A 20,705-nucleotide genomic window follows, 5' to 3' on the forward strand; every position below is an offset into this window, starting at 1 on the left:
TCTTCCGTTGGAAACGGAATTAACGGCTGTCGTCGCGTCGAGCGTCAGCGCTCCGTCAGGCGCGGCATGAGCTCCACGAAGTTGCAGGGCTTGTGCCGGCTGTCGAGCTGGTCCTTCAGGATGCCGTCCCAGCCATCCTTCACCGCGCCCGTCGATCCCGGCAGCGCGAAGACATAGGTGCCGCGCGCCACGCAGGCGCAGGCGCGCGACTGGACGGTGGAGGTGCCGATCGTCCGATAGCTGAGCATTCGGAACAGCTCGCCAAAGCCGGGGATCATCTTTTCCGCCACGCGCTCCACCGCTTCGGGGGTTACGTCGCGGCCGGTGACGCCGGTACCGCCGGTGGTCACGATGCAATCCACCTGGGCGTCGGCGATCCAGCCGTTCAGCCGGGCGACGATCGCGTCGGCATCGTCGCGCTCGATCGCGCGATCGGCGAGCACATGGCCCGCTTCGGTCAGCCGCGCGACCAGCGTGTCGCCCGATCGGTCCTCCGCCAGGCCGCGCGTGTCGGATATGGTGAGCACGGCGATGCGGACGGGCAGGAAGGTCGCGTCGGGATCAATCGGCACGGGAAACCGTGGCCGAGGCGGGGCTGACACTGGCGTTCACCGCGATCGCGCTGGCGGTCGCGCTGCGGCTCGGCGTGGCGTTCAGCCGCACCGCAGTCGCGCCTGACAGGCCGGGGAAGCGCGGCCACATGCCTTGGGCGAGCGCGGTGCGGCTGGTCGACGCGCGCTTGCCCGCCTGGCCCTCGTACATCCAATAGTTGCGCAGCACCGTGGTGACATAGCCGCGCGTCTCCCAATAGGGGATGCTCTCGATATAGAGCAGCGGATCGCCGCCGTCGCGGATTTGCACGTTCCAGTCCGATACGGGCTTCGGCCCCGCATTATACGCCGCGATCACCTTGGGCAGCAGGCCGCCGGTGATCCCGGAATCGCGCAGCCGTTCCAGATGGCGCTGGCCGATATCCATGTTGGTGGACGGTTTCGTGAGCGCCGCCTTGTCGACCGCGAAGCCGCGTTCGCGGGCGTAATCGACCGCGGCGGCTGGCATGATCTGCATGAGGCCATAGGCGCCGGCCTGGCTCAACGCCTTGGTGCGGAAGCGCGATTCCTCGAGCGCGTGAGCATAGACCAGCGCCTTGTCGACGCGCCATCCGCTGTCGGGCGTCCAGTTGGGCGTCGGGTAGCGCGCCTCCGTCGCCGCGGTGACGCCCGCCGGGCAATTGTGCGCGAGCCATACGGAGGTGGCGGGCAGGTCGAGCGATTGCGCCATCCGGACGAGGCCGGCGAATTCGCGCGGGCTGCCGATCCGCGCCTGCTGGCGCATCACCGTGTCGGCCAAGTCGGTCTCGCCGACCTCGACTAGCGCTGCGGCGACGCGCACATTGGGCCGCTTGTCGAGCGTGATCCAGTCGGCGCCGACGAGCCCCGGGATGCGCGGCTTGTCGCTGATGCCCAGCGCCTGGTGCGCGATCTGGCCGTAGAAGCTCTCGCCATATTGCGCCGCCGCCTTCAGCCGCGCCTCGATCCGGTCGGGCCGGCCGCACACCATGTCGGCGCGCGCCGCCCAATAAAGGCCGGCAGCGCGCAGATCGACGTCGTTCGCCCGTGCCGCGACGCCCTCGAAGCCGGTGGTGGCCGCGGCGCAGTCGTTCTGGCGCCATGCCGACAGCGCCGCCACCCAGCGGCCCTGCACCGCCCAGTCGCCGGTGCCGTCCGCCGCCTTCGCGCCCATCGCGCGCGCATTCGCGTCATCGCCGGCGAGGAAATACATCCACGATACCCGCTGCTGCCATTCGGTGGTCGCATCCGACGACAGGCCGGTGGTGGATTCGAGCAGCGCCTGCGCCTCCGCACCCCGGTCCGCCTTCACCAGCGGCTGCATGCGATTGGCGAGATCGGCGGCGATCTGGTCGCTCTTGACGGTCTTGGCGCGCACGCGGCGCGGCGCGCCGTCCTGCCAGACGAGCGTCTGGGCTACGGGCAGGGGCGGCAGCTCGGTCGCGCCGCGCGCCCTGGCGAGGCGGGCGAGCGCCTCGGCCTCGGGCAGTTCGGGTGCTTCGTTCAGCAGCGCGACGATCGGCTCTGCGGCGACCTTGGGCGATCCCTTGGCGGTGTAGAGCTCGGCATGCGCGATCGCGTGGAGGGGGCCCGGCTTCATCGTGTCGAGCTGGATCTGCGCGTCCTGGAAACGGCCTTCGCGGATCGCAAGGAACGCCGCGCGATAACCGTCGCGCTGCGCCGCATCGAGCAGCCCCGGCGCCGGTTCGGCCACCGCCACCAGCCGCGTGTCGGCCGGTGTCCCCGTATCAGCGGGTGCGGCTGCCAGCGCAGGCGCGGCGACGCCGGCCAGCAACACCGCGAAACCCAGGCTGCGGATCATTCCGTCATTCCCCCGATCAGCATCTGCAAATCCTTCCAGGCTTCGGCCTTGGCGGCGGGCTTCTCGATCAGGAAGCGCGGATGGTAGCTCGCCACCACCTGCGTTTCCGGCGAGGCCAACACTCCATCCTTATGGTTAAAGGGGTGTAAACGTCCCTGCGCCTCGCGGACGGTGGTCCCGAGAAGCGCACGGCTCGCCGCATCGCCCAGCAGCAACAGTCTTTTGGGCGCGACCAGCGCGACATGGTGGCGCGCCAGATCGGCCAGCCGCGCCTCGGTATCGCGCGCCGCACGGCCGGTGGCGGGCCGGCGCGCGCAGACCGCGGCGAGGTGGACCGATTCGCGGGCGAGGCCGATCGCCGCCAGCATCCGGTCGAACAACCGCCCCGGCAGCCCGGACAGCAGCGCGCCCGCATCGCCGTCGTCGCGATCGGGGCAATCGACCAGCACCATCACCGCGGGATAAGCCGGTCCGCTCGCGGCAAGGGAAATGCCGCTCCATCCCGCCTCGGGCACGTCCGCGCCCAAACGCCATGTCAGGAACTCGGCGAGCGCCATCGGCATCGCCGGGGCTGGCGCGAGGGCGGCCGCCGTTACGGCAGGCGTGGCTGCGACAGCGGCCGCCGCGAGCGGCACCGGCGTCTCGGCCGCCAGCCAGTCGCGCGGCAGATCGTCGACGAGGCAATCGACGCCCGCGTCGCTCCACCATGCGAGCGCGCTCGCCGCCAGTGCCCGCCAGTCGCTGTTCTGATCTGCCCCCATCGGTTGCTTCTAGCTATGCGGTTGACGCCGCGGTCAATTCGCGGGCACGGCGGAACGGACAGGACGTTGCGGGCATAAGCCCGAACGACGTGAGGCGAGAGGCGCTGCGGAGACGAACATGACGACACGCGAGTCGATGCCCTATGACGTGGTGATCGTGGGAGCGGGGCCGGCCGGCCTGTCCGCCGCGATCCGGCTGAAACAACGCGCCGCCGAGACGGGCGCGGACATCGCCGTCTGCGTGCTGGAAAAGGGCTCCGAAGTGGGCGCGCACATCCTGTCGGGTGCGGTGATCGATCCGCGCAGCCTCGACGAGCTGCTGCCCGATTGGCGCACCGATGGCTGCCCGCTGGCCGAGGTGCCGGTCACCGAGAACCACCATTGGGTCCTGTCCGAGAAGGGCAAGACGGTGCTGCCCGAGTTCCTGACGCCGCCGTTCATGCACAACAAGGGCACCTATACCGGCAGCCTCGGCAATCTGTGCCGCTGGCTGGCGGGCAAGGCCGAGGAACTGGGCGTCGAGATCTTCCCCGGCTTCGCCGCCGCCGAGATCCTGTTCGACGAGGCGGGCCATGTGATGGGCGTCGCCACCGGCGACATGGGCGTGGCGCGCGACGGCACGCACAAGGGCGACTATACGCCGGGCCTCGAACTCCACGCCAAATACACCTTCTTCGCAGAGGGCGTTCGCGGGCATCTCTCCAAGGAGATCATCCGCCAGTTCGATCTGGCGAAAGACAGCCAGCCCCAGGTCTACGGCCTCGGCATCAAGGAATTGTGGGACATCGATCCCGCGCTCCACAGCCCCGGCCGCGTGATCCACACCCAGGGCTGGCCGCTCGGCGACGATGCGAACGGCGGCAGCTGGCTCTATCACCAGGCGAACGGCCAGGTGTCGCTCGGTTTCGTCACGTGGCTCAACTATTCCAACCCGTATCTCTCGCCCTTCCAGGAAATGCAGAAGTGGAAGACGCATCCCGAGATCGCGGCGATCCTGAAGGGCGGCAAGCGCGTGTCCTATGGTGCGCGCGCGATCAATGATGGCGGGTTGCAGTCGATCCCGAAGCTCGTCTTTCCGGGCGGCGCGCTGATCGGCTGTTCGGCGGGCTTCCTCAACGTGCCGCGGCTGAAGGGCACGCATGGCGCGATGAAATCGGGCATGATGGCCGCCGACGCCGCGGTCGACGCGATCCTGTCGCAGCGCAGCCATGACGAGCTGGCCGCCTATCCCGAGGCGTTCGACGCGTCCTGGCTGAAGAAGGAGCTGTCGGTCGTCCGCAACGTCGTGCCGCTGGTCAAGAAGTTCGGTGATTTCGTCGGCTCGGGCCTGTCGGGCGTCACGATGTGGCTCGAGCATTTCGGGCTGAAGATGCCCTTCACGCTGGGCCACAAGCCCGATCACGAAAGCCTGTGGCGCAAGGATCTGGTCAAGCCGCCGGTCTATCCCAAGCCCGACGGCGTCCTGACGTTCGATCGCCTCTCCTCGGTGTTCCTGTCGAACACCAATCACGAGGAGGATCAGCCCGTCCACCTGACGCTGCGCGATCCCGACGTGCCGGTCGACTATAATCTGCCGATGTTCGACGGTCCGTCGCAGCGTTACTGCCCGGCGGGCGTGTACGAGTTCGTCGGCGTCGAGACGGGCGATCCGAAGTTCGTCATCAACGCGCAGAACTGTGTCCACTGCAAGACGTGCGACATCAAGGATCCCACGCAGAACATCAACTGGGTGGTGCCCGAAGGCGGCGGAGGCCCGAACTATCCCAATATGTAGGCGCGTCCTCCTGATGCTGGGCCTGGTCGCCGGCCCCGCGATGGCGGATAGCGGTGGCCTTTCCGCCTATCTGCGCGCGCGTGCCGCGGATGCGGACGGGCATGCGATGCGCGCCGCGGGCGACTATGCGCAGGCGCTGTCCGCCGCCCCCGCCAATCCGCTGGTGGCGATCCGCGCGTTTCGCGAGGCGCTGGTCGCGGGCGACACGCCGCTCGCGCTGCGGGCGCTTGCGGTGCTGGATCGGGCGAAGGTGGCGCCCGCGGACGGTGCGCTGCTGCCCATCGCGGTCGCCGCACGGGCCGACGATGCGGTCGCGGCCGAGGCGGCGATCGCGAAGCTGGCCGGCACGCCGCTCGCCGCGCTCGCGCCCGCGCTCCGGCTGTGGGCGGCGTTCGCGCGCACCGGCGCCGTTCCCCCAGTTCCGCCCGCCAAGGACGCGGTCACCCGCCGGTTCGCCGCCGAAGCGCATGCGCTGCTGACGATCGCGAGCGGGCGCGCGGCCGATGGCGTGGCCGAGATCGCGGCGCTGGGCGGCGCGCAGGCACCGCTCGACCTGCGCATCGCCGCGGCGCAATTGCTCGCCCATGCGGATCACGCCGACATGGCGCAGACGCTGCTGCCCGGGCTTCGGCCGGATCCGGCGGCGCCCACATTGGGCTTCGGGGTGTCGCGGCTGTTCGTGCGGATCGCGTCGGATCTTGCCGCCGCCCCCACGCCGTCGCCGCTGACGATCACGTTGGTGCGCGCGGCGCTCATCGCCGATCCCTCGAGCGACCGCGCACGGCTGTTGCTAGCCGCCGCGCTCGATCAGGCCGGTGCCAAGCCCCGCGCGCTCGCCGCGCTGGACGGGATCGCACCGGGCAGCGCGTTCGCCGTCGATGCGGCGGCCACGCGCGTGGCGATCCTCGCCACCGACCAGCCCGATGCCGCCATCGCCGCCGCACGGACGCTCGCCGAACGCACCGAGGCGGGGCCGGCGGACTGGCAGCGTTATGCCGATCTGCTGATGAACGCCGATCGCCCGGCCGATGCCGCGCCCTTCTATGCGCGCATCGTCGCGAAGGATGCCGGCGGCTGGACGGGGTGGCTGCAATATGGCGCCGCGCTCGACCAGGCCGGCCAGTGGCGCGCGGCCGAGCCGGTGCTGGTGAAGGCGGTGGCGCTGGCGCCCGACCAGCCGCTCGCGCTCAACTATCTCGGCTATGCGCGGATCGAGCATCGCACACAGGTGCCCGCCGCCACCGCGATGCTGGCGCGCGCCGCGCAGTTGAAGCCCGACGACGCCTCGATCACCGATTCGCTCGGCTGGGCCTATTACCGCGGCGGCGATGCCGCGCGCGCGCTGCCGCTGCTGGAACGCGCCGCGGCGGGGCAGCCCGCCAATGCCGAGATCGGCGAGCATCTGGGCGACACCTATTGGACGCTCGGCCGCCGGTTCGAGGCGCGCTATGCGTGGCGCGCCGCGGCGCTCACCGCGCCGGCCGACGTGACCCCGCGGATCGCCGCCAAGATCGCCGACGGCCTGCCGCCCCACCGATGACGACCGAAACCGCCCCGGCGAAGATCAACCTCGCCCTCCACATCCGCCACCGCCGCGCCGATGGCTATCACGAGCTGGAAACGCTGTTCGCCTTTTGCCGCGACGGCGATGAGGTGCGCGTGGAGCCCGCCGCGGCGAACCGCTTCGCGATCACCGGCCCGTTCGCCCAGGGGCTGGCGGGCGAGGGGGACTGGGCCGACAATCTCGTCACCCGCGCCGCGGACGCCTTCGCCGCCACGTTCGGGATTGCGGGGAATCATGCGATCACGCTCGACAAGCGGCTGCCGATCGCGTCGGGGATCGGCGGCGGATCGGCGGATGCCGCCGCTGCGCTGCGCGCGCTCGCGCGGCTGCACGGTCTGGCGTCGGACGATCCCCGGCTGGTGGCGGTCGCGGGCGCGCTCGGTGCCGACGTACCCGCCTGCCTGCTGGGGCGCACCGCCTTCGGCACCGGCAAGGGCGAGGCGCTGGCCGAACTGGAGGGGCTGGCGGGGGTGCCCGTGCTGCTCGTCAATCCCGGCGTCGGCGTATCCACCGCGGCGGTGTTCGCGCGGTGGGACGGGATCGACCGCGGCGCGATCCCCGACGGCCCCGTGATCGCGCGCGCGGTGGCCGGTCGCAACGATCTGGAGCCGCCCGCGCTGGCGCTCGCCCCCATCATCGCCGAGGTGCGCGCGCGGCTCGGCGCGATGCCGGGCGTTCGCCTGGCCCGCATGTCTGGATCGGGTGCGACCTGTTTTGCGCTGTTCGACACCGTCGAGGATCGTGGCGAAGCGGCGCGGGCATTGGCGGGGCAGGGCTGGTGGATGCTCGAATCCACTTTGGCGTGAGGGGTTCGGCCTTCGCGGGATTATTCACGCAAAGACGCAAGACGCAAGACGCAAGACGCAAGACGCGAAGACGTTTCGCCTTCGACGACGATCGCCGTTCCCGGAGCGGAATGGCATCGGCTTGATCCGATCGTGGATCCGTTCGTGCCGAGCTTGTCGAAGCACGCTCTCTACAGTCATGCCTTCAAAGGCGGCACCGGCCCCTTCGGCGGAGCTCAGGACAGGCTTCGCCAAGCTCGCGGCGAACGGATCGAGGGATCGTCGTCAAACTCCAGCAGACATCAGCGCCGCAGGCCTTCCATCACCTCATGATCGCGGGGCGCTCCGCGCCGATCCCGACCTCCGTCGCGTCTTGGGGTCTTGGCGCGAAATTCTACCGTTCCCCACTTGTTCCGTGAGAACGAATGCGGTACATGAGCCTCAGGCGTTGAATGGCGTTCATACCTGCTCTAGCGAGGGAACATCCGATGGCGGCAAATCTCAAGGTGATCGATAGCGGCATGGCAGCGACCGACAAGGCAGCCGGGGATCGGCAAAAGGCACTCGACGCGGCGCTCGCGCAGATCGACCGCGCGTTCGGCAAGGGCTCGGCGATGAAGCTGGGTTCGAAGGAGACGATGCAGGTCGAGGCGATCTCGACGGGCTCGCTCGGGCTCGACATCGCGCTCGGTGTGGGCGGCCTGCCGCGCGGCCGCGTGATCGAGATCTACGGCCCCGAATCCTCGGGCAAGACGACGCTCGCGCTGCACGTCATCGCCGAGGCGCAGAAGGGTGGCGGCACCGCGGCGTTCGTCGATGCCGAACACGCGCTCGATCCGGTCTATGCCAAGAAGCTGGGCGTCGACATCGACGAATTGATCGTGTCGCAGCCCGACACCGGCGAGCAGGCGCTCGAAATCGTCGACACGCTGGTCCGTTCGAACGCGATCGACGTGCTGGTGGTCGATTCGGTCGCGGCGCTCGTCCCTCGCGCGGAAATCGAGGGCGAGATGGGCGACAGCCATGTCGGCCTTCAGGCGCGCCTGATGTCGCAGAGCCTGCGCAAGCTGACCGGCTCGATCAGCCGCTCGCGCTGCATGGTGATCTTCATCAACCAGCTCCGCATGAAGATCGGCGTGATGTACGGCAATCCCGAGACGACGACGGGCGGCAACGCGCTGAAATTCTACGCGTCGGTCCGCCTCGACATCCGTCGCACCGGGCAGATCAAGGATCGCGAGGAGATCATCGGCAACACCACCCGCGTGAAGGTGGTGAAGAACAAGGTGGCGCCGCCGTTCAAGCAGGTCGAATTCGACATCATGTACGGGCAGGGCGTCTCCAAGATCGGCGAGATCCTTGATCTCGGCGTGAAGGCCGGGATCGTCGAGAAGTCGGGCGCGTGGTTCAGCTATGACAGCGTGCGTCTCGGCCAGGGTCGCGAGAATTCGAAGACCTATCTGAAGGACAATCCCGAAACCGCCGATCGCCTGGAAAAGGCGATCCGGGCGCGGACGGACAAGGTGGCCGAGGAGATGATGGCGGGTCCGGAAGCGGACGACGACCTCTGATTTCTTTCGCCGCCGGATGAAGCGACCGAACGGCCCGGCAGCGATGTCGGGCCGTTTCGCGTGGAAGGCGGTCGCGTGAAGGGCAAAGTGGAGAATCGTCGCCACACACCTCCTCTTCCTCCACTTCCTCCACTTCGCCGGCGGGTGGGGAGAAACGATGGTGCCGCCGCTCCCGGACGGGATATGCTGAAACGATCGCAGCGAAGGACTTGCCCATGACCATCATCGTCCATCATCTCGAGAACAGCCGATCGCAGCGCGTGCTGTGGATGCTCGACGAACTCGGCCTGCCGCACGAGATCCAGCGCTACGAACGCGATCCCAAGACGATGCTCGCGCCGCCCGCGCTGAAGCGCGTCCATCCGCTGGGCAAGTCGCCCGTGATCGTCGACACCGACGATCATGACCGGGTGATCGCCGAAACCGGCGCGATCGTCGAATATCTGGTGGACAAGGCCGATGGCCGGCTCGGCGCGCCCGCGAACCGCGAGGACGCGCTGCGCTATCGGTTCTGGCTCCATTATGCCGAGGGTTCGATGATGCCGCCTTTGCTGCTGAAGCTGGTGCTCGCGCGCATCCCGCTGATGGGCAAGCCCGCGATCAAGCGCATCCAGCCGATGATCGACGTCCATCTCGATTATGTCGAATCGGAGCTGGCGACTCGGCCCTGGTTCGCGGGCGATGCGATGACCGCCGCGGACGTGATGATGAGCTTTCCACTCGAGGCCGCGCGCAGCCGCGCCGGTCTCGACGAATCGCGCCCGGCGACGATCGCGTGGCTGGACAAGGTCCATGCGCGGCCGGCCTATCGGTCCGCGCTCGCCAAGGGTGGGCCCTATGCCTATGCCTGAGGGCTCAGATCAGCGCGAAGCCGACCGCTTTGTTCACGATGCCCGACACGGCGGCGATGATCGCGTTGATCGCCTCCTGCACCGCCAGCATCACCAGGCTCGTCATCGCCACGATCACCGCGACCGCGGCATTGACCTGCATGGCCAGCAGGATCTTCGCGCCTTCGGGCGTATAGTCGGGCAGGTGATCGGCGATGGCCTCGATCTGCACCGCGATCTTCTTCAGCTCGGGCGCGGCATAATGGTCCATCGCCGACCATATGCCGCTCGCCAGGCCCTTGCCCGCCGTGACCATCGTATCGGTCAGCGCATCGATATCCATGAACGGTCCTCCCTCTATCTGGCGCGTTTGGCGATCTCGACCGTGATCCCAGCGCGCAACTGCGCGCCCACGCCGCCGTCGATCAGTGGCCCGCGCGCGGAGGGCGGCAGGCCGCGGGCTCCCTGCGCCTCGTGGAAGCGGCGCATCGATTCGAAGCCGCCATGGATCAGCCGGAGCAGCACGACCTCGCAATCGTCCCTAGGCAAGGTGCCGATCGCGCCGCGCACGTCGGCGGGGATCCGCGCGGCGTCGAGCGCATGGGCCACCACCCTGGTGGTAGGGCAGTTCTTCAGCACGCGGTTCGCCTCGGCGCGCACGATCAGCGTCTCGACGCGGGCATCGGCGCCGTCATAGAAGCCGCGATTGTGCGCGTAATCGCCCTCCGGCGTTCCCGCGAGCGCAGTGGTGCGGTCCACGAACGCGATCGTATCGGTGTAGAGCGCGCTCAGCCCGTCGTCGATCTGCGCGTCATAGGCGGGAACGAGCGTCACCGCACAGCCCGCCAGCGCGGCGGCCATCAGCGCGCCCGCCAGCGCGCGTCCCGTCCGCCCGATCCATCCCGTCGCCATGGTGCCCCCCGCTTGTCGACAACCGGTATCGATCGGCAAAGGTCGGCCTGCAACCGGAGATGCCACCATTTCGGGCGCTAGTGGAGCACCCCGTGCGTCGGTGCCGGCGGCAGCGCGGGATCGACGGGTCCCGGCGGCGCGAAGCCGCCCTCCCATTTGGCGATCACGCTCGCCGCCACCGCGTTGCCGATCACGTTGGTGGCGGAACGGCCCATGTCGAGGAAGTGATCGACCGCCAAGATCAGCAGCAGCCCCGCCTCGGGAATGTGGAACATCGACAGTGTCGCCGCGATCACCACCAGCGATGCGCGCGGCACGCCGGCGATCCCCTTGGACGTGACCATCAGCACCAGCAGCATCGTGATCTGTTCGGCCAAACTCAGATGGATGCCGTATGCCTGCGCGATGAACAGCGAGGCGAACGTCATGTAGAGCATCGATCCATCCAGATTGAACGAATAGCCGAGCGGCAGCACGAAGCTCGCGATCCGGTTGGGCACGCCGAACCGCTCCAGCGCCTCCAGCGTGCGCGGATAGGCCGCCTCGGACGAGGCGGTGGTAAAGGCGAGGATCAGCGGATCGCGGATGTAGCGCACCAGCAGCCGGGTGCGCGGCCCGATGATGACGAAGGCGATCGCGATCAGCAGCCCCCAGAGGATCAGCATGCCGAGATAGAAGCTGCCCATGAACCAGGCGAGATCGCCGAGCACGCCGGGCCCCCGCTCGGCCAGCGTCGCGGCGACCGCCGCGAACACCGCGACCGGCGCGAACCGCATCACATAGCCGGTGATCTGCAGCATCACCGCGACGAGCGCCTCGATCGCGCGCACCAGCGGCGCGGCGACGTCGCCGACCGCGGTGATCGCCACGCCGACGAACACCGAGAAGACCACGATCTGGAGGATCTCGTTCTCCGCCATCGCCTGAATCATCGAGGCGGGCACGATATGCGAGACGAAGTCCTTGAGGTTGAACGCCGTCTTCACCACGCCGCTCGCCGCGCTGACGGGCGGCACAGGCAGATGAAGTCCGACACCCGGTTGGAGCAGGTTCACGAGGATCAGGCCGAGCGTAAGCGACAAGAGGCTCGCCGCGACGAACCAGGCGAGGCTGCGCAGCCCCACCCGGCCCAGCGCACCCGTGTCGCCCATATGCGCGATGCCGACGACCAGCGTCGAGAAGACGAGCGGCGCGATGATCATCTTGATGAGCCGCAGGAACACGGTGGTGGCGATCGAGAGATAGCCGGCGATCTCGCCCAGCCGATCGGCCGCGGCGGGCGTGCCGTCGTCGATCGCGGCATGCAGCGCCCAGCCGACCAGCAGTCCCGCGACCAACGCCGCCATGATCCAATAGGTGAGGCGCTTGGCCATCCGATGCTCCCTTGATGCGCGCCCGAGCGAAGGGGATTGCGGGCGCGGGGTCAAGAACCCTATCGTCCGTGACTATGACGAAGACCGCCACGATCGATCGCCGCGCCGTCCTTCTGGGCGCCGCCGCGCTGCCGCTTTTGGCGCGATCCGGCGTGTTGCGCGCGGCTTCGCCCGACCTGACCGGCCTGCGTCCTCTCACCGCCGATGTGGTGCCGATCGCGCCCGCCGAGCGCGCGGCGCGGCTGGCCCGCGCACAGGCGCTGATGCGCGTGAACGGGATCGGCGCGGTGATGATCGAGCCGGGCGCATCGATGGTCTATTTCACCGGCGTCGCGTGGCATCGCAGCGAGCGGCTCACCGCCGCGATCCTGCCGGCCGAAGGCACGCCGTGCATCGTCACCCCATTCTTCGAGGAGCCCTCGGTGCGCCAGACGCTCGACATCCCCGCCGAAGTGCGCGTGTGGCAGGAGGATGAGAGCCCGCTTGCAGTCGTCGCCGGGTTCCTGCGCGACCGCAAGCTCGATCGCCGTCCGGTAGGTATCGAGGAGACGGTGCGCTTCTTCGCCGCCGACGGCATCGCCCGCGCGCTGCCCTCGGCGCGGATCGTGCCCGCCGCCCCCGTGATCCGCGGCTGCCGGATGGTGAAATCGGCGGCCGAAATCGCGCTGATGCGCAAGGCGACCGACGTGACGATCGCGGCCTATCGCTTCGTCCATCCGCGCGTGGAGCGCGGCATGACCAACCATGACGTGGCCGCGCTGATGGATGCGGCGACGCGCGCGCTGGGCGGGGAGCCCGAGTTCAGTCTCGTGCTGATCGGCGAGGCCGCCGCCTATCCGCATGGCAGCCGCGCGCCACAAATCGTCGGCGATGGCCAGGTGGTGCTGATGGATTGCGGCTGCACGGTGCAGGGCTATCAATCCGACGTGTCGCGCACCTTCGTCTTCGGCGCGGCCACGCGCGCGCAGCGTAGCGTGTGGGATCAGGTCGCGCGCGGTCAGCAGGTGGCGTTCGCCGCGGCGCGGATCGGTGCGCCGGCCGGCAGCATCGACGATGCGGTGCGGCGGCTATATGCGGGCTATGGCTATGGCCCGGGCTATGCGCTGCCCGGCCTGTCGCACCGCACGGGGCACGGCATCGGCCTTGACGGGCATGAACCGGTGAACCTCGTTCACGGCGAGACGACGCCGCTCGCGGCCGGCATGTGCTTTTCGAACGAACCCGGCCTCTATCTGCCCGGCCGGTTCGGCGTGCGGCTGGAGGATTGCTTCCACATGACCGATGCGGGCCCGGTCTGGTTCAGCGAGCCGCCCCGGTCGATCGATGCACCGGTCTGACCCGCTTGAGCGCGCCCGCCTCCTCGCCTAAGCCGGGTGGCATGACCTCTACCAACGATATCCGCCGCGGCTTTCTCGATTATTTCGGCCGCAACGGCCACCGCATCGTCGCATCGGCGCCGCTGGTGCCGCAGAACGATCCGACGCTGATGTTCGTGAACGCGGGCATGGTGCCGTTCAAGAACGTGTTCACCGGCCTCGAAAGCCGGCCCTATTCCACCGCGACGTCGAGCCAGAAATGCGTTCGTGCGGGCGGCAAGCATAACGATCTCGACAATGTGGGCTATACCGCGCGGCACCACACCTTCTTCGAAATGCTCGGCAATTTCTCGTTCGGCGATTATTTCAAGGAACAGGCGATCACGCATGCGTGGACGCTGCTGACGAAGGAATGGGGCCTGCCGGCGGACAAGCTGACGGCCACCGTCTACCACACCGACGACGAGGCGTTCGACCTGTGGCGTAAAATCGCCGGCTTGCCCGAACACCGTATCATCCGCATCCCGACCAAGGACAATTTCTGGACGATGGGCGACAACGGGCCCTGCGGCCCGTGTTCCGAGATCTTCTACGACCATGGCGACCATATCGCCGGCGGCCCGCCGGGCAGCCCGGACGAGGATGGCGATCGCTTCGTCGAGATCTGGAACCTCGTCTTCATGCAATATGAGCAGGAAGCGGGCGAGATCGTCGGCGAGCTGCCGCGCAAGTCGATCGACACCGGCATGGGGCTGGAGCGGATCGCCGCGGTGCTGCAGGGCGTCCACGACAATTACGACACCGACACGTTCCGCGCGCTGATCGCGGAAAGCGGCGCGCTCACCCGCACCGCCACCGATGGGGCGAACACCGCCAGCCACCGCGTGATCGCGGACCATCTGCGTACCAGCGGCTTTCTGGTCGCGGACGGCGTGCTGCCCGCGAACGAGGGCCGCGGCTATGTGCTGCGCCGGATCATGCGCCGCGCGATGCGGCATGCGCATCTGCTGGGCGCCAAGGAGCCGCTGATGGCGCGGCTGGTGCCGGCGCTGGTCGCCGAGATGGGCGGCGCCTATCCCGAGCTGCTCCGCGCGCAGCCGCTGATCGAGGCGACGCTGCAGCAGGAGGAGACGCGCTTCCGACAGACGCTCGACAAGGGGCTGAAGCTGCTCGACGAGGCGACCGCGGGCATGGCGCCGGGCGCGACGCTGCCGGGCGAGACCGCGTTCAAGCTCTACGACACGTTCGGCTTTCCCTATGATCTCACCGAGGACGCGCTGCGCGCTCAGGGGCTGGGCGTCGACCGGAGCGGGTTCGAGACGGCGATGGCCGAGCAGAAGCGTGCCGCCCGCGCCGCCTGGAAGGGATCCGGCGCCAAGGCGTCGGACGAGCTGTGGTTCGACATCGCCGAGGAAAGCGGATCGACCGAATTCACCGGCTACACCGGCGAAACCGGCGAAGCGCAGGTCGTCGCGCTGATAAAGGACGGCATGCGCGTCGAGCGGGCGGGAACCGGCGATACGGTCGCGATCGTCGTCAACCAGACGCCCTTTTACGGCGAAAGCGGCGGCCAGGTCGGCGACGCGGGCGCGATCACGGGCGACGCGGGATTGCACGCGATGGTCACCGAGACATCGAAGCAACTCGGCCGCGTCTTCGTCCATCATGCGATCGTGCAGGCGGGGGCGATCGCAGTCGGCGACACGGTGAAGCTCGCGATCGACGCGGACCGCCGCGACCGGATCCGCGCCAACCATTCGGCGACGCATCTGCTGCACGAGGCGCTGCGCCAGCGGCTGGGCGCGCATGTCGCGCAAAAGGGCTCGCTGGTGGCGCCCGAGCGGCTGCGCTTCGATTTTTCGCAGCCGCTCGCGATGAGCGCGGCCGATATCGCCGAGGTGGAAGCGCGGGTGAACGCGCAGGTGCGCGGCAACGGTGCCGTCGTCACCCGGCTGATGACGCCCGAGGACGCGATCGCGACGGGCGCGATGGCGCTGTTCGGCGAAAAATATGGCGACGAGGTCCGCGTCGTTGCGATGGGCGACGATGCGCCCGACAATGGCCGCGGCGGCGCCTATTCGATCGAGCTGTGCGGCGGCACGCATGTGAACGCGCTCGGCGATATCGGGCTGTTCAAGGTGGTGGGCGAGGGCGCGGTGTCGAGCGGCATCCGCCGCGTCGAGGCGCTGACCGGCGAGGCGGCGCGGACGTGGCTCACCGGCCGCGACGACCTGCTGCGCGAGGCGGCGACGACCCTGAAGGCCGCGCCCGACGAGGTGCCGGCTCGCGTGGCGGCGCTGGTCGAGGACCGCCGGCGGCTGGAACGCGAACTGGCCGAGGCGAAGAAGGCGCTGGCGCTCGGCGGCGGGGCCGGCAACGCGCCCGCCGGGCCCGAGCAGGTCGGCGGCGTCGCGTTCCTGGGTCAGGTGCTCGACGGGTTCGAGGCCAAGGGGCTGCGCGGCGCGGTGGACGAGGCCAAGCAGCGTATCGGCTCGGGCGTGGCGGCGATGGTGGCGGTGAACGACGGCCGCGCCTCGATCGCGGTCGGCGTGACCGCCGACCTGGCCGGTACGCACGACGCGGTTGCGCTGCTTCGCACCGCGGTGGCCGTGCTCGGCGGGCAGGGCGGCGGCGGACGCCCCGACATGGCGCAGGGCGGTGGCCCGGACGGCACGAAGGCGGCGGACGCGATCGCCGCGATCCGTGATGTGCTCGCCGCCATGCTATGAACTCGTAAGTCACGGATATCGTGAAGGATCTGGCGAATATCCGAACGCTTCGCTACGCTGATGCCGGGCGTGCCGCGTCGGCCGCGATCGAGGGCGTAGCGTCATGATGAAGCGGATCGGCTGGACGATGGTGGCGATGGCGGTGGCGTCGCCTGCGATCGCGGCCGCCGTGCAGACCCCGCGCGACCTGCTCGTGGAGGCGGCCTTCAACGACCGCGACAAGGCGGTGGCGCTGGCCCGGATCGAGCGCGCCGGCGCGGGCGCGCGGGCGATCCTCGCGCAGAAACCCGACGATCAGGACGCTGCCATCGTCCAAGCGACCGCGACCGGCTATCGCGCGAAGCTGACCGGCGACCGATCCGGCGCGATCGCCTCGCGCAAGCTGTTCGAGGGGCTGACGCAGCGCTATCCGCGCAATCCGGAGGCCTGGATCGGGCTCGGCGCCTGGCATTTCGGGGTCATCAACACCTATGGCCGGATCGCCGGACGGATGGCCGCGGGCGCGCAAAAGAGCGTGGGGCTCGCGGCGCTGACGCGCGCGGCCGCGCTCGGCGGCGATCGCGTGATGTTCCTGGGGCTGGCCGGGCTGCTCCGGATCGAACTCGATCCCGACGATGCCGAAGGCGTGCGTCTCACCGAAGCCGCCACGCACGGCACCACGCCCACCCAGATCGACCGCTATATGCAGCGCGCCGCGGTGGCGGTGCTGGTGCCGCTGCGGGCGGGCGACCGGAAGGCGGCACAGCGGCTGGCCGACCGGCTGCTGCCGTTGGGGCAGGTGTCCTAGGCGGGCGAGACGTTCGATGTGACGGCGGTACGTCGCCGCCATGAGTGTAATGCGCACTAACGGAACGACCTTTGTAGGATCTGGCAACACGCAGGGCTTGTCTGGCCGTCGGGGAATGGCGGCTTAGCGAGGGGCCGATGCTGGCGGCCGGACTAGCATTTGGCGGACGGTGTCCGCTAACGCCCACAAGCGCACATTGCCGATCTGCTCTGGTATGCTCGCACTATGAGCGAACAGGTAGCTTTCGACGCCCTGATGCATGAGGTCTGTGTGGAGAGGGGTTGGTGTGGTTCGGTTGTCGGAGGTGAGCCGAGCCACGTCACCGACTTTCTGCCAGAGAGCGGAGAAGTGACGGCGCATCAGCTCGTCATGTGGCTATTCGCCGCAGATGGCGTCGACCCGAGCGACGATCCGGCGAAGTGGCAGACCCACTATGACGGACTGCGGGAAGCGTTCGTTCGCCACATGGGAGGCGACAGAGCCGAAGTGGAGCGGCTCAAATGGAACGGCAGCTAACCACCCAAGACCGGTCGTTCGGAGTTCACTCCACCTGCACAGGAGCCATCGCGTCGTTTCCCTTTTCTTTCATGCTCCGCCGCAATTAATGGTCCGCGTTGAAGCGCTGAGGCGCTGAGAACAATCCGGCCGCCTTGAGCGCGTTCATCATCCAATATGCCATGATCGCTGCCGCACCCAAGACTTCTCCGCGGCTCCGCGTGAACAACCCCGGTCTAGGATCCCGGAGTCAGTCGTCTGAAGCCGATCACGTTGCGCCACCCCGTCAAACGCTCACTTCCCCCCGGCCACGCACCCGGCGGATGCGCGGATCGCGCTCCAGCTCCGCGTCGCGACGGATCCTCTGGCGCAGCTCGTCGCGTTTTTCGTGGATCGAGGCGATCACCGGCCCCATCGCGACACCCAGATCCACCAGCACCGCTTCCGACAATTGCAGCGAACTCTCCAGCGTCTCGGGCACCGCATCGGTCGCGCCCGCGCGGTAGAGCGCCGTCGCGTGGACGGCATCTCGCGCGCGTGCCACGATCGTCAGCTCGGGCGCCAGCGCGCGCACCTGCCGCACCAGCCGGATGCAGAGCACCGGATCGTCCATCGTCAGGATCAGCGCGCGCCGGGCCGGCAGGTCGAGCCGGTCGAGCATCTCGCCACGCGCGACATCGCCGAAAAGCACCGGATAGCCCGCCTCGCGCGCGGCGTGGACGGCGTCGATATCCGCCTCCACCGCGAGGTGGCGCTGGCCGTGCGCCGCCAGCATGTCGGACACCATGCGCCCGACGCGCCCCAGGCCGATCACTACCGTTCCCGCTTCCGCCGCGGGGGCGGCCTCGTCGTCCGGACGCTGCTCGATCTGCCGCGAGAGACGGCGCCCGATGGTCGCGAGCAGCGGGGTGATCGTCAGGCCGATCGCCGTCGCGGTCTGCCAGAAGGTGGCGGTGGAAGGGAGGATCAGTTGCGCCTGGGTGGCGGTCGCCAGCACGATCAGCGTCGTCTCGGACGGGCTGCCCATCAGCAGCCCGGTTTCCGCTGCGGTGCCGCGCCGGACCTGCCCGACGCGCAGGAACAGGAAGGTGACGATCGCCTTTATCGCCACCACGCCGATGACGGCCGCTGCCAGCGCCGCGCCGTTCGCGAGGATCAGGCGAAGGTCGATGCTCATGCCGACGGTGATGAGGAACACGCCGAGCGCCAGCCCCTTGAACGGCGCGGTCATTACCTCGACCTCGCCATGATATTCGGTTTCCGCGATCAGCAGGCCCGCGAGCAGCGCGCCGACGATCGGCGACAGGCCGGCCGCGCTGGTGGCGACACTGGCGACGATCACCACCAGCAGCGAGGCCGCGAGGAACAGCTCGGGGCTTTTCGTCCGCGCCGCCTGCGCGAACAGACGGGGGAGAAAGACGCGGCCGCCGGCGTAGAGCGCCAGGACCGTCAGGCCACCGCGCAGGATCGTGGTGCCGATCGCGCTCCAGCCACCCGCGGTGCCGGGGGCCATCGCGCCAAGCACGAAGATGATCGGCACCAGCGCCAGATCCTCGAACAGCAGCATCGCGAACGCCGATCGCCCCACCGCACCCGTGGTGCCGACCAGCGGCAGTACCAATGCGGTGGAGGAGAGCGCGAGCGCGAAGCCGAGGCCGAGCGCGCCCGCCCAGGGCTGGCCGAGCAGGTGGAGCGCGGTGCCGATCAGCAAGGCGGAGCCTGCAAGTTCTGCCGCGCCGATGCCGAACACCTGCACCCGCATCGTCCACAACCGCCGGAACGACAGTTCGAGGCCGATCGAGAACAGCAGCAGCACGATGCCGAACTCCGCGAACGGCTCGATCGCGTGCGCGTCGGTAATCGTTACGTAATAGAGCCACGGCGCGCGCGCGGTCAGCGCGCCGAGTCCGGCAGGCCCGACCAGCACGCCGACGAGGATGAAGCCGATGACCGGGCTGATCCGGAACCGTGCGAAGGCGGGGATGACGAGCCCAGCCGCGCCGAGGATGACCAGCGCGTCGCTGAAGCCCGTATTGTCGAGACCGGTCGCCATGCCCGCGATCCTAGTCGCGGGCATGGCGCCTGTCATCGCCGGATCAGGCCCAGGCGGCCATTTCCGTCTCGAGATTCGCGCGCACCTGCTCGAAGAACTGCTCGGTCGTCATCCAGGGCTGGTCCGGGCCAATCAGGATCGCGAGATCCTTGGTCATATGGCCGTTCTCGACCGTCTCGATGCAGACGCGCTCCAGCGTCTCGGCGAACTTGGTCACCTCGGGCGTGTCGTCGAACTTGCCGCGATATTTCAGGCCGCCGGTCCAGGCGAAGATCGACGCGATCGGGTTGGTCGAGGTCGCCTTACCCTGCTCGTGCATGCGATAGTGGCGCGTGACGGTGCCGTGCGCGGCCTCGGCCTCGACGGTCTTGCCGTCGGGCGTCAGCAGAACCGAAGTCATGAGGCCCAGCGAGCCGAAGCCTTGCGCGACCTGATCCGACTGCACGTCGCCGTCGTAATTCTTGCAGGCCCACACGAATTCGCCGTTCCATTTCAGCGCGCTGGCGACCATATCGTCGATCAAGCGATGCTCGTAGACGATGCCGGCCGCCTGGAACTTGTCCTTGAACTCGGCCTCGAACACCTCGGCGAACAGATCCTTGAAGCGGCCGTCATAGGCCTTGAGGATCGTGTTCTTGGTGCTGAGATACACCGGCCATTTCAGGTTGAGGCCGTAATGCATCGAGGCGCGGGCGAAATCGCGGATCGAATCGTCGAGATTGTACATCGCCAGCGCGACGCCCGCGCTTTCGAACTGGAACACCTCGCGGTCGATCGTCTGGCCGTCGTCGCCGTCGAAGACGAGGCGCAGCTTGCCGGGGCCCGGCACGCGGAAGTCGGTCGCGCGATACTGGTCGCCGAATGCATGGCGGCCGACGACGATCGGGTGAGTCCAGCCGGGGATCAGGCGGGGCACGTTCTTGATGACGATCGGCTCACGGAAGATCGTGCCACCCAGGATGTTGCGGATCGTGCCGTTGGGCGATTTCCACATCTTCTTGAGGCCGAATTCGGCGACCCGCGCCTCGTCGGGCGTGATCGTCGCGCACTTCACCGCAACGCCATATTTCTGCGTCGCCTTGGCGGAGTCGATCGTCACCTGGTCGTCCGTGGCGTCGCGATGCTCGATACCGAGATCGTAATAATCGAGCTCGATATCGAGATAGGGCTTGATGAGCCGCTCGCGGATCCACTCCCAGATGATCCGCGTCATCTCGTCGCCGTCGATCTCCACGATCGGTGTCTTGACCTTGATCTTCGCCATGCATCGCATCCTTGGGGCAGGGGTTTGGCCCAGCGTCTAGGCATATGGGCGATGGGGATCAACCACGGGGCGCGGTTGTCATGCGCGCCCGGCACCGATA

17 protein-coding genes are annotated in these 20,705 nt (G+C 68.6%); 9 read left to right on the forward strand and 8 right to left on the reverse strand.

Annotated elements, in window-relative coordinates:
* Window positions 1-44: 44 nt before the first annotated feature.
* Genes moaB through OXQ95_RS04480 form a run of 3 tightly spaced genes read right to left on the reverse strand, consistent with a single transcriptional unit; the run spans window position 45 to window position 3,152 of the window.
* A complete protein-coding gene (gene moaB, locus OXQ95_RS04470) occupies window positions 45-572 on the reverse strand; it encodes a molybdenum cofactor biosynthesis protein B (protein WP_267380174.1) in 528 nt (175 codons plus the stop codon).
* Window positions 562-2,391, reverse strand: a complete 1,830-nt coding sequence (locus OXQ95_RS04475; RefSeq protein ID WP_267380176.1) for a lytic transglycosylase domain-containing protein — start codon at window positions 2,389-2,391, stop codon at window positions 562-564. Before OXQ95_RS04475 ends, moaB begins: the two co-directional genes overlap by 11 nt.
* On the reverse strand, window positions 2,388-3,152 hold the full coding sequence (locus OXQ95_RS04480; protein WP_267380178.1) for a uracil-DNA glycosylase family protein: 765 nt from the start codon (window positions 3,150-3,152) through the stop codon (window positions 2,388-2,390). The genes OXQ95_RS04475 and OXQ95_RS04480 overlap by 4 nt, the downstream gene beginning before the upstream one ends.
* Before the next feature lie 118 nt (window positions 3,153-3,270).
* Between OXQ95_RS04480 and OXQ95_RS04485 the strand changes: the two genes are divergently transcribed.
* The 5 genes from OXQ95_RS04485 to OXQ95_RS04505 all read left to right on the forward strand — a co-directional run bounded on the left by OXQ95_RS04485 (window position 3,271) and on the right by OXQ95_RS04505 (window position 9,697).
* Window positions 3,271-4,926, forward strand: a complete 1,656-nt coding sequence (locus OXQ95_RS04485) for an electron transfer flavoprotein-ubiquinone oxidoreductase (RefSeq protein WP_242095715.1) — start codon at window positions 3,271-3,273, stop codon at window positions 4,924-4,926.
* A gap of 13 nt (window positions 4,927-4,939) precedes the next feature.
* Window positions 4,940-6,466: a hypothetical protein gene (locus tag OXQ95_RS04490; protein ID WP_267380180.1), complete on the forward strand. Its 1,527-nt coding sequence runs from the start codon at window positions 4,940-4,942 to the stop codon at window positions 6,464-6,466.
* A complete protein-coding gene (locus OXQ95_RS04495) occupies window positions 6,463-7,296 on the forward strand; it encodes a 4-(cytidine 5'-diphospho)-2-C-methyl-D-erythritol kinase (protein ID WP_267380182.1) in 834 nt (277 codons plus the stop codon). Before OXQ95_RS04490 ends, OXQ95_RS04495 begins: the two co-directional genes overlap by 4 nt.
* 467 nt (window positions 7,297-7,763) lie before the next feature.
* The gene (gene recA / locus OXQ95_RS04500; protein WP_276588882.1) at window positions 7,764-8,846 is read left to right on the forward strand and encodes a recombinase RecA; all 1,083 of its coding nucleotides are present in this window, start codon (window positions 7,764-7,766) and stop codon (window positions 8,844-8,846) included.
* Between the two features lie 215 nt (window positions 8,847-9,061).
* A complete protein-coding gene (locus OXQ95_RS04505) occupies window positions 9,062-9,697 on the forward strand; it encodes a glutathione S-transferase (protein WP_267380184.1) in 636 nt (211 codons plus the stop codon).
* Between the two features lie 4 nt (window positions 9,698-9,701).
* On the opposite strand, the gene OXQ95_RS04510 is transcribed toward OXQ95_RS04505, so the two are convergent.
* From OXQ95_RS04510 to OXQ95_RS04520, 3 genes are all read right to left on the reverse strand, one after another.
* On the reverse strand, window positions 9,702-10,019 hold the full coding sequence (locus tag OXQ95_RS04510; RefSeq protein ID WP_267380186.1) for a hypothetical protein: 318 nt from the start codon (window positions 10,017-10,019) through the stop codon (window positions 9,702-9,704).
* Between the two features lie 14 nt (window positions 10,020-10,033).
* Window positions 10,034-10,588 (reverse strand): hypothetical protein, encoded by a 555-nt coding sequence (locus OXQ95_RS04515; RefSeq protein ID WP_267380187.1) that lies wholly within the window; start codon window positions 10,586-10,588, stop codon window positions 10,034-10,036.
* 77 nt (window positions 10,589-10,665) lie between these two features.
* Complete coding sequence (locus OXQ95_RS04520; RefSeq protein WP_267380189.1) at window positions 10,666-11,961, reverse strand: dicarboxylate/amino acid:cation symporter; 1,296 nt, start codon at window positions 11,959-11,961, stop codon at window positions 10,666-10,668.
* A 74-nt stretch (window positions 11,962-12,035) separates the two neighbouring features.
* On the opposite strand from OXQ95_RS04520, the gene OXQ95_RS04525 reads away from it, so the two are divergent.
* The 4 genes from OXQ95_RS04525 (at window position 12,036) to OXQ95_RS04540 (ending at window position 17,309) form a co-directional block, all read left to right on the forward strand.
* Window positions 12,036-13,298, forward strand: a complete 1,263-nt coding sequence (locus tag OXQ95_RS04525) for a Xaa-Pro peptidase family protein (protein ID WP_267380658.1) — start codon at window positions 12,036-12,038, stop codon at window positions 13,296-13,298.
* A gap of 41 nt (window positions 13,299-13,339) precedes the next feature.
* Window positions 13,340-16,006, forward strand: coding sequence for an alanine--tRNA ligase (gene alaS, locus OXQ95_RS04530; protein ID WP_267380190.1), 2,667 nt, complete (start codon window positions 13,340-13,342; stop codon window positions 16,004-16,006).
* Window positions 16,007-16,109: 103 nt separating this feature from the next.
* The gene (locus OXQ95_RS04535) at window positions 16,110-16,793 is read left to right on the forward strand and encodes a hypothetical protein (protein ID WP_267380192.1); all 684 of its coding nucleotides are present in this window, start codon (window positions 16,110-16,112) and stop codon (window positions 16,791-16,793) included.
* A gap of 225 nt (window positions 16,794-17,018) precedes the next feature.
* Window positions 17,019-17,309 carry a hypothetical protein gene (locus OXQ95_RS04540; RefSeq protein WP_267380194.1) on the forward strand — a complete coding sequence of 97 codons (291 nt, stop codon included), beginning with the start codon at window positions 17,019-17,021 and terminating at the stop codon, window positions 17,307-17,309.
* A gap of 265 nt (window positions 17,310-17,574) precedes the next feature.
* Here OXQ95_RS04540 and OXQ95_RS04545 read toward each other — a convergent pair whose 3' ends face one another.
* On the reverse strand, window positions 17,575-19,341 hold the full coding sequence (locus tag OXQ95_RS04545; protein ID WP_242095705.1) for a cation:proton antiporter: 1,767 nt from the start codon (window positions 19,339-19,341) through the stop codon (window positions 17,575-17,577).
* A gap of 43 nt (window positions 19,342-19,384) precedes the next feature.
* Window positions 19,385-20,605 carry an NADP-dependent isocitrate dehydrogenase gene (locus OXQ95_RS04550; protein ID WP_267380197.1) on the reverse strand — a complete coding sequence of 407 codons (1,221 nt, stop codon included), beginning with the start codon at window positions 20,603-20,605 and terminating at the stop codon, window positions 19,385-19,387.
* Window positions 20,606-20,705: the final 100 nt, after the last annotated feature.

It is taken from the genome of Sphingomonas sp. GC_Shp_6 (assembly GCF_026540835.1).
Taxonomy (GTDB): domain Bacteria; phylum Pseudomonadota; class Alphaproteobacteria; order Sphingomonadales; family Sphingomonadaceae; genus Sphingomonas.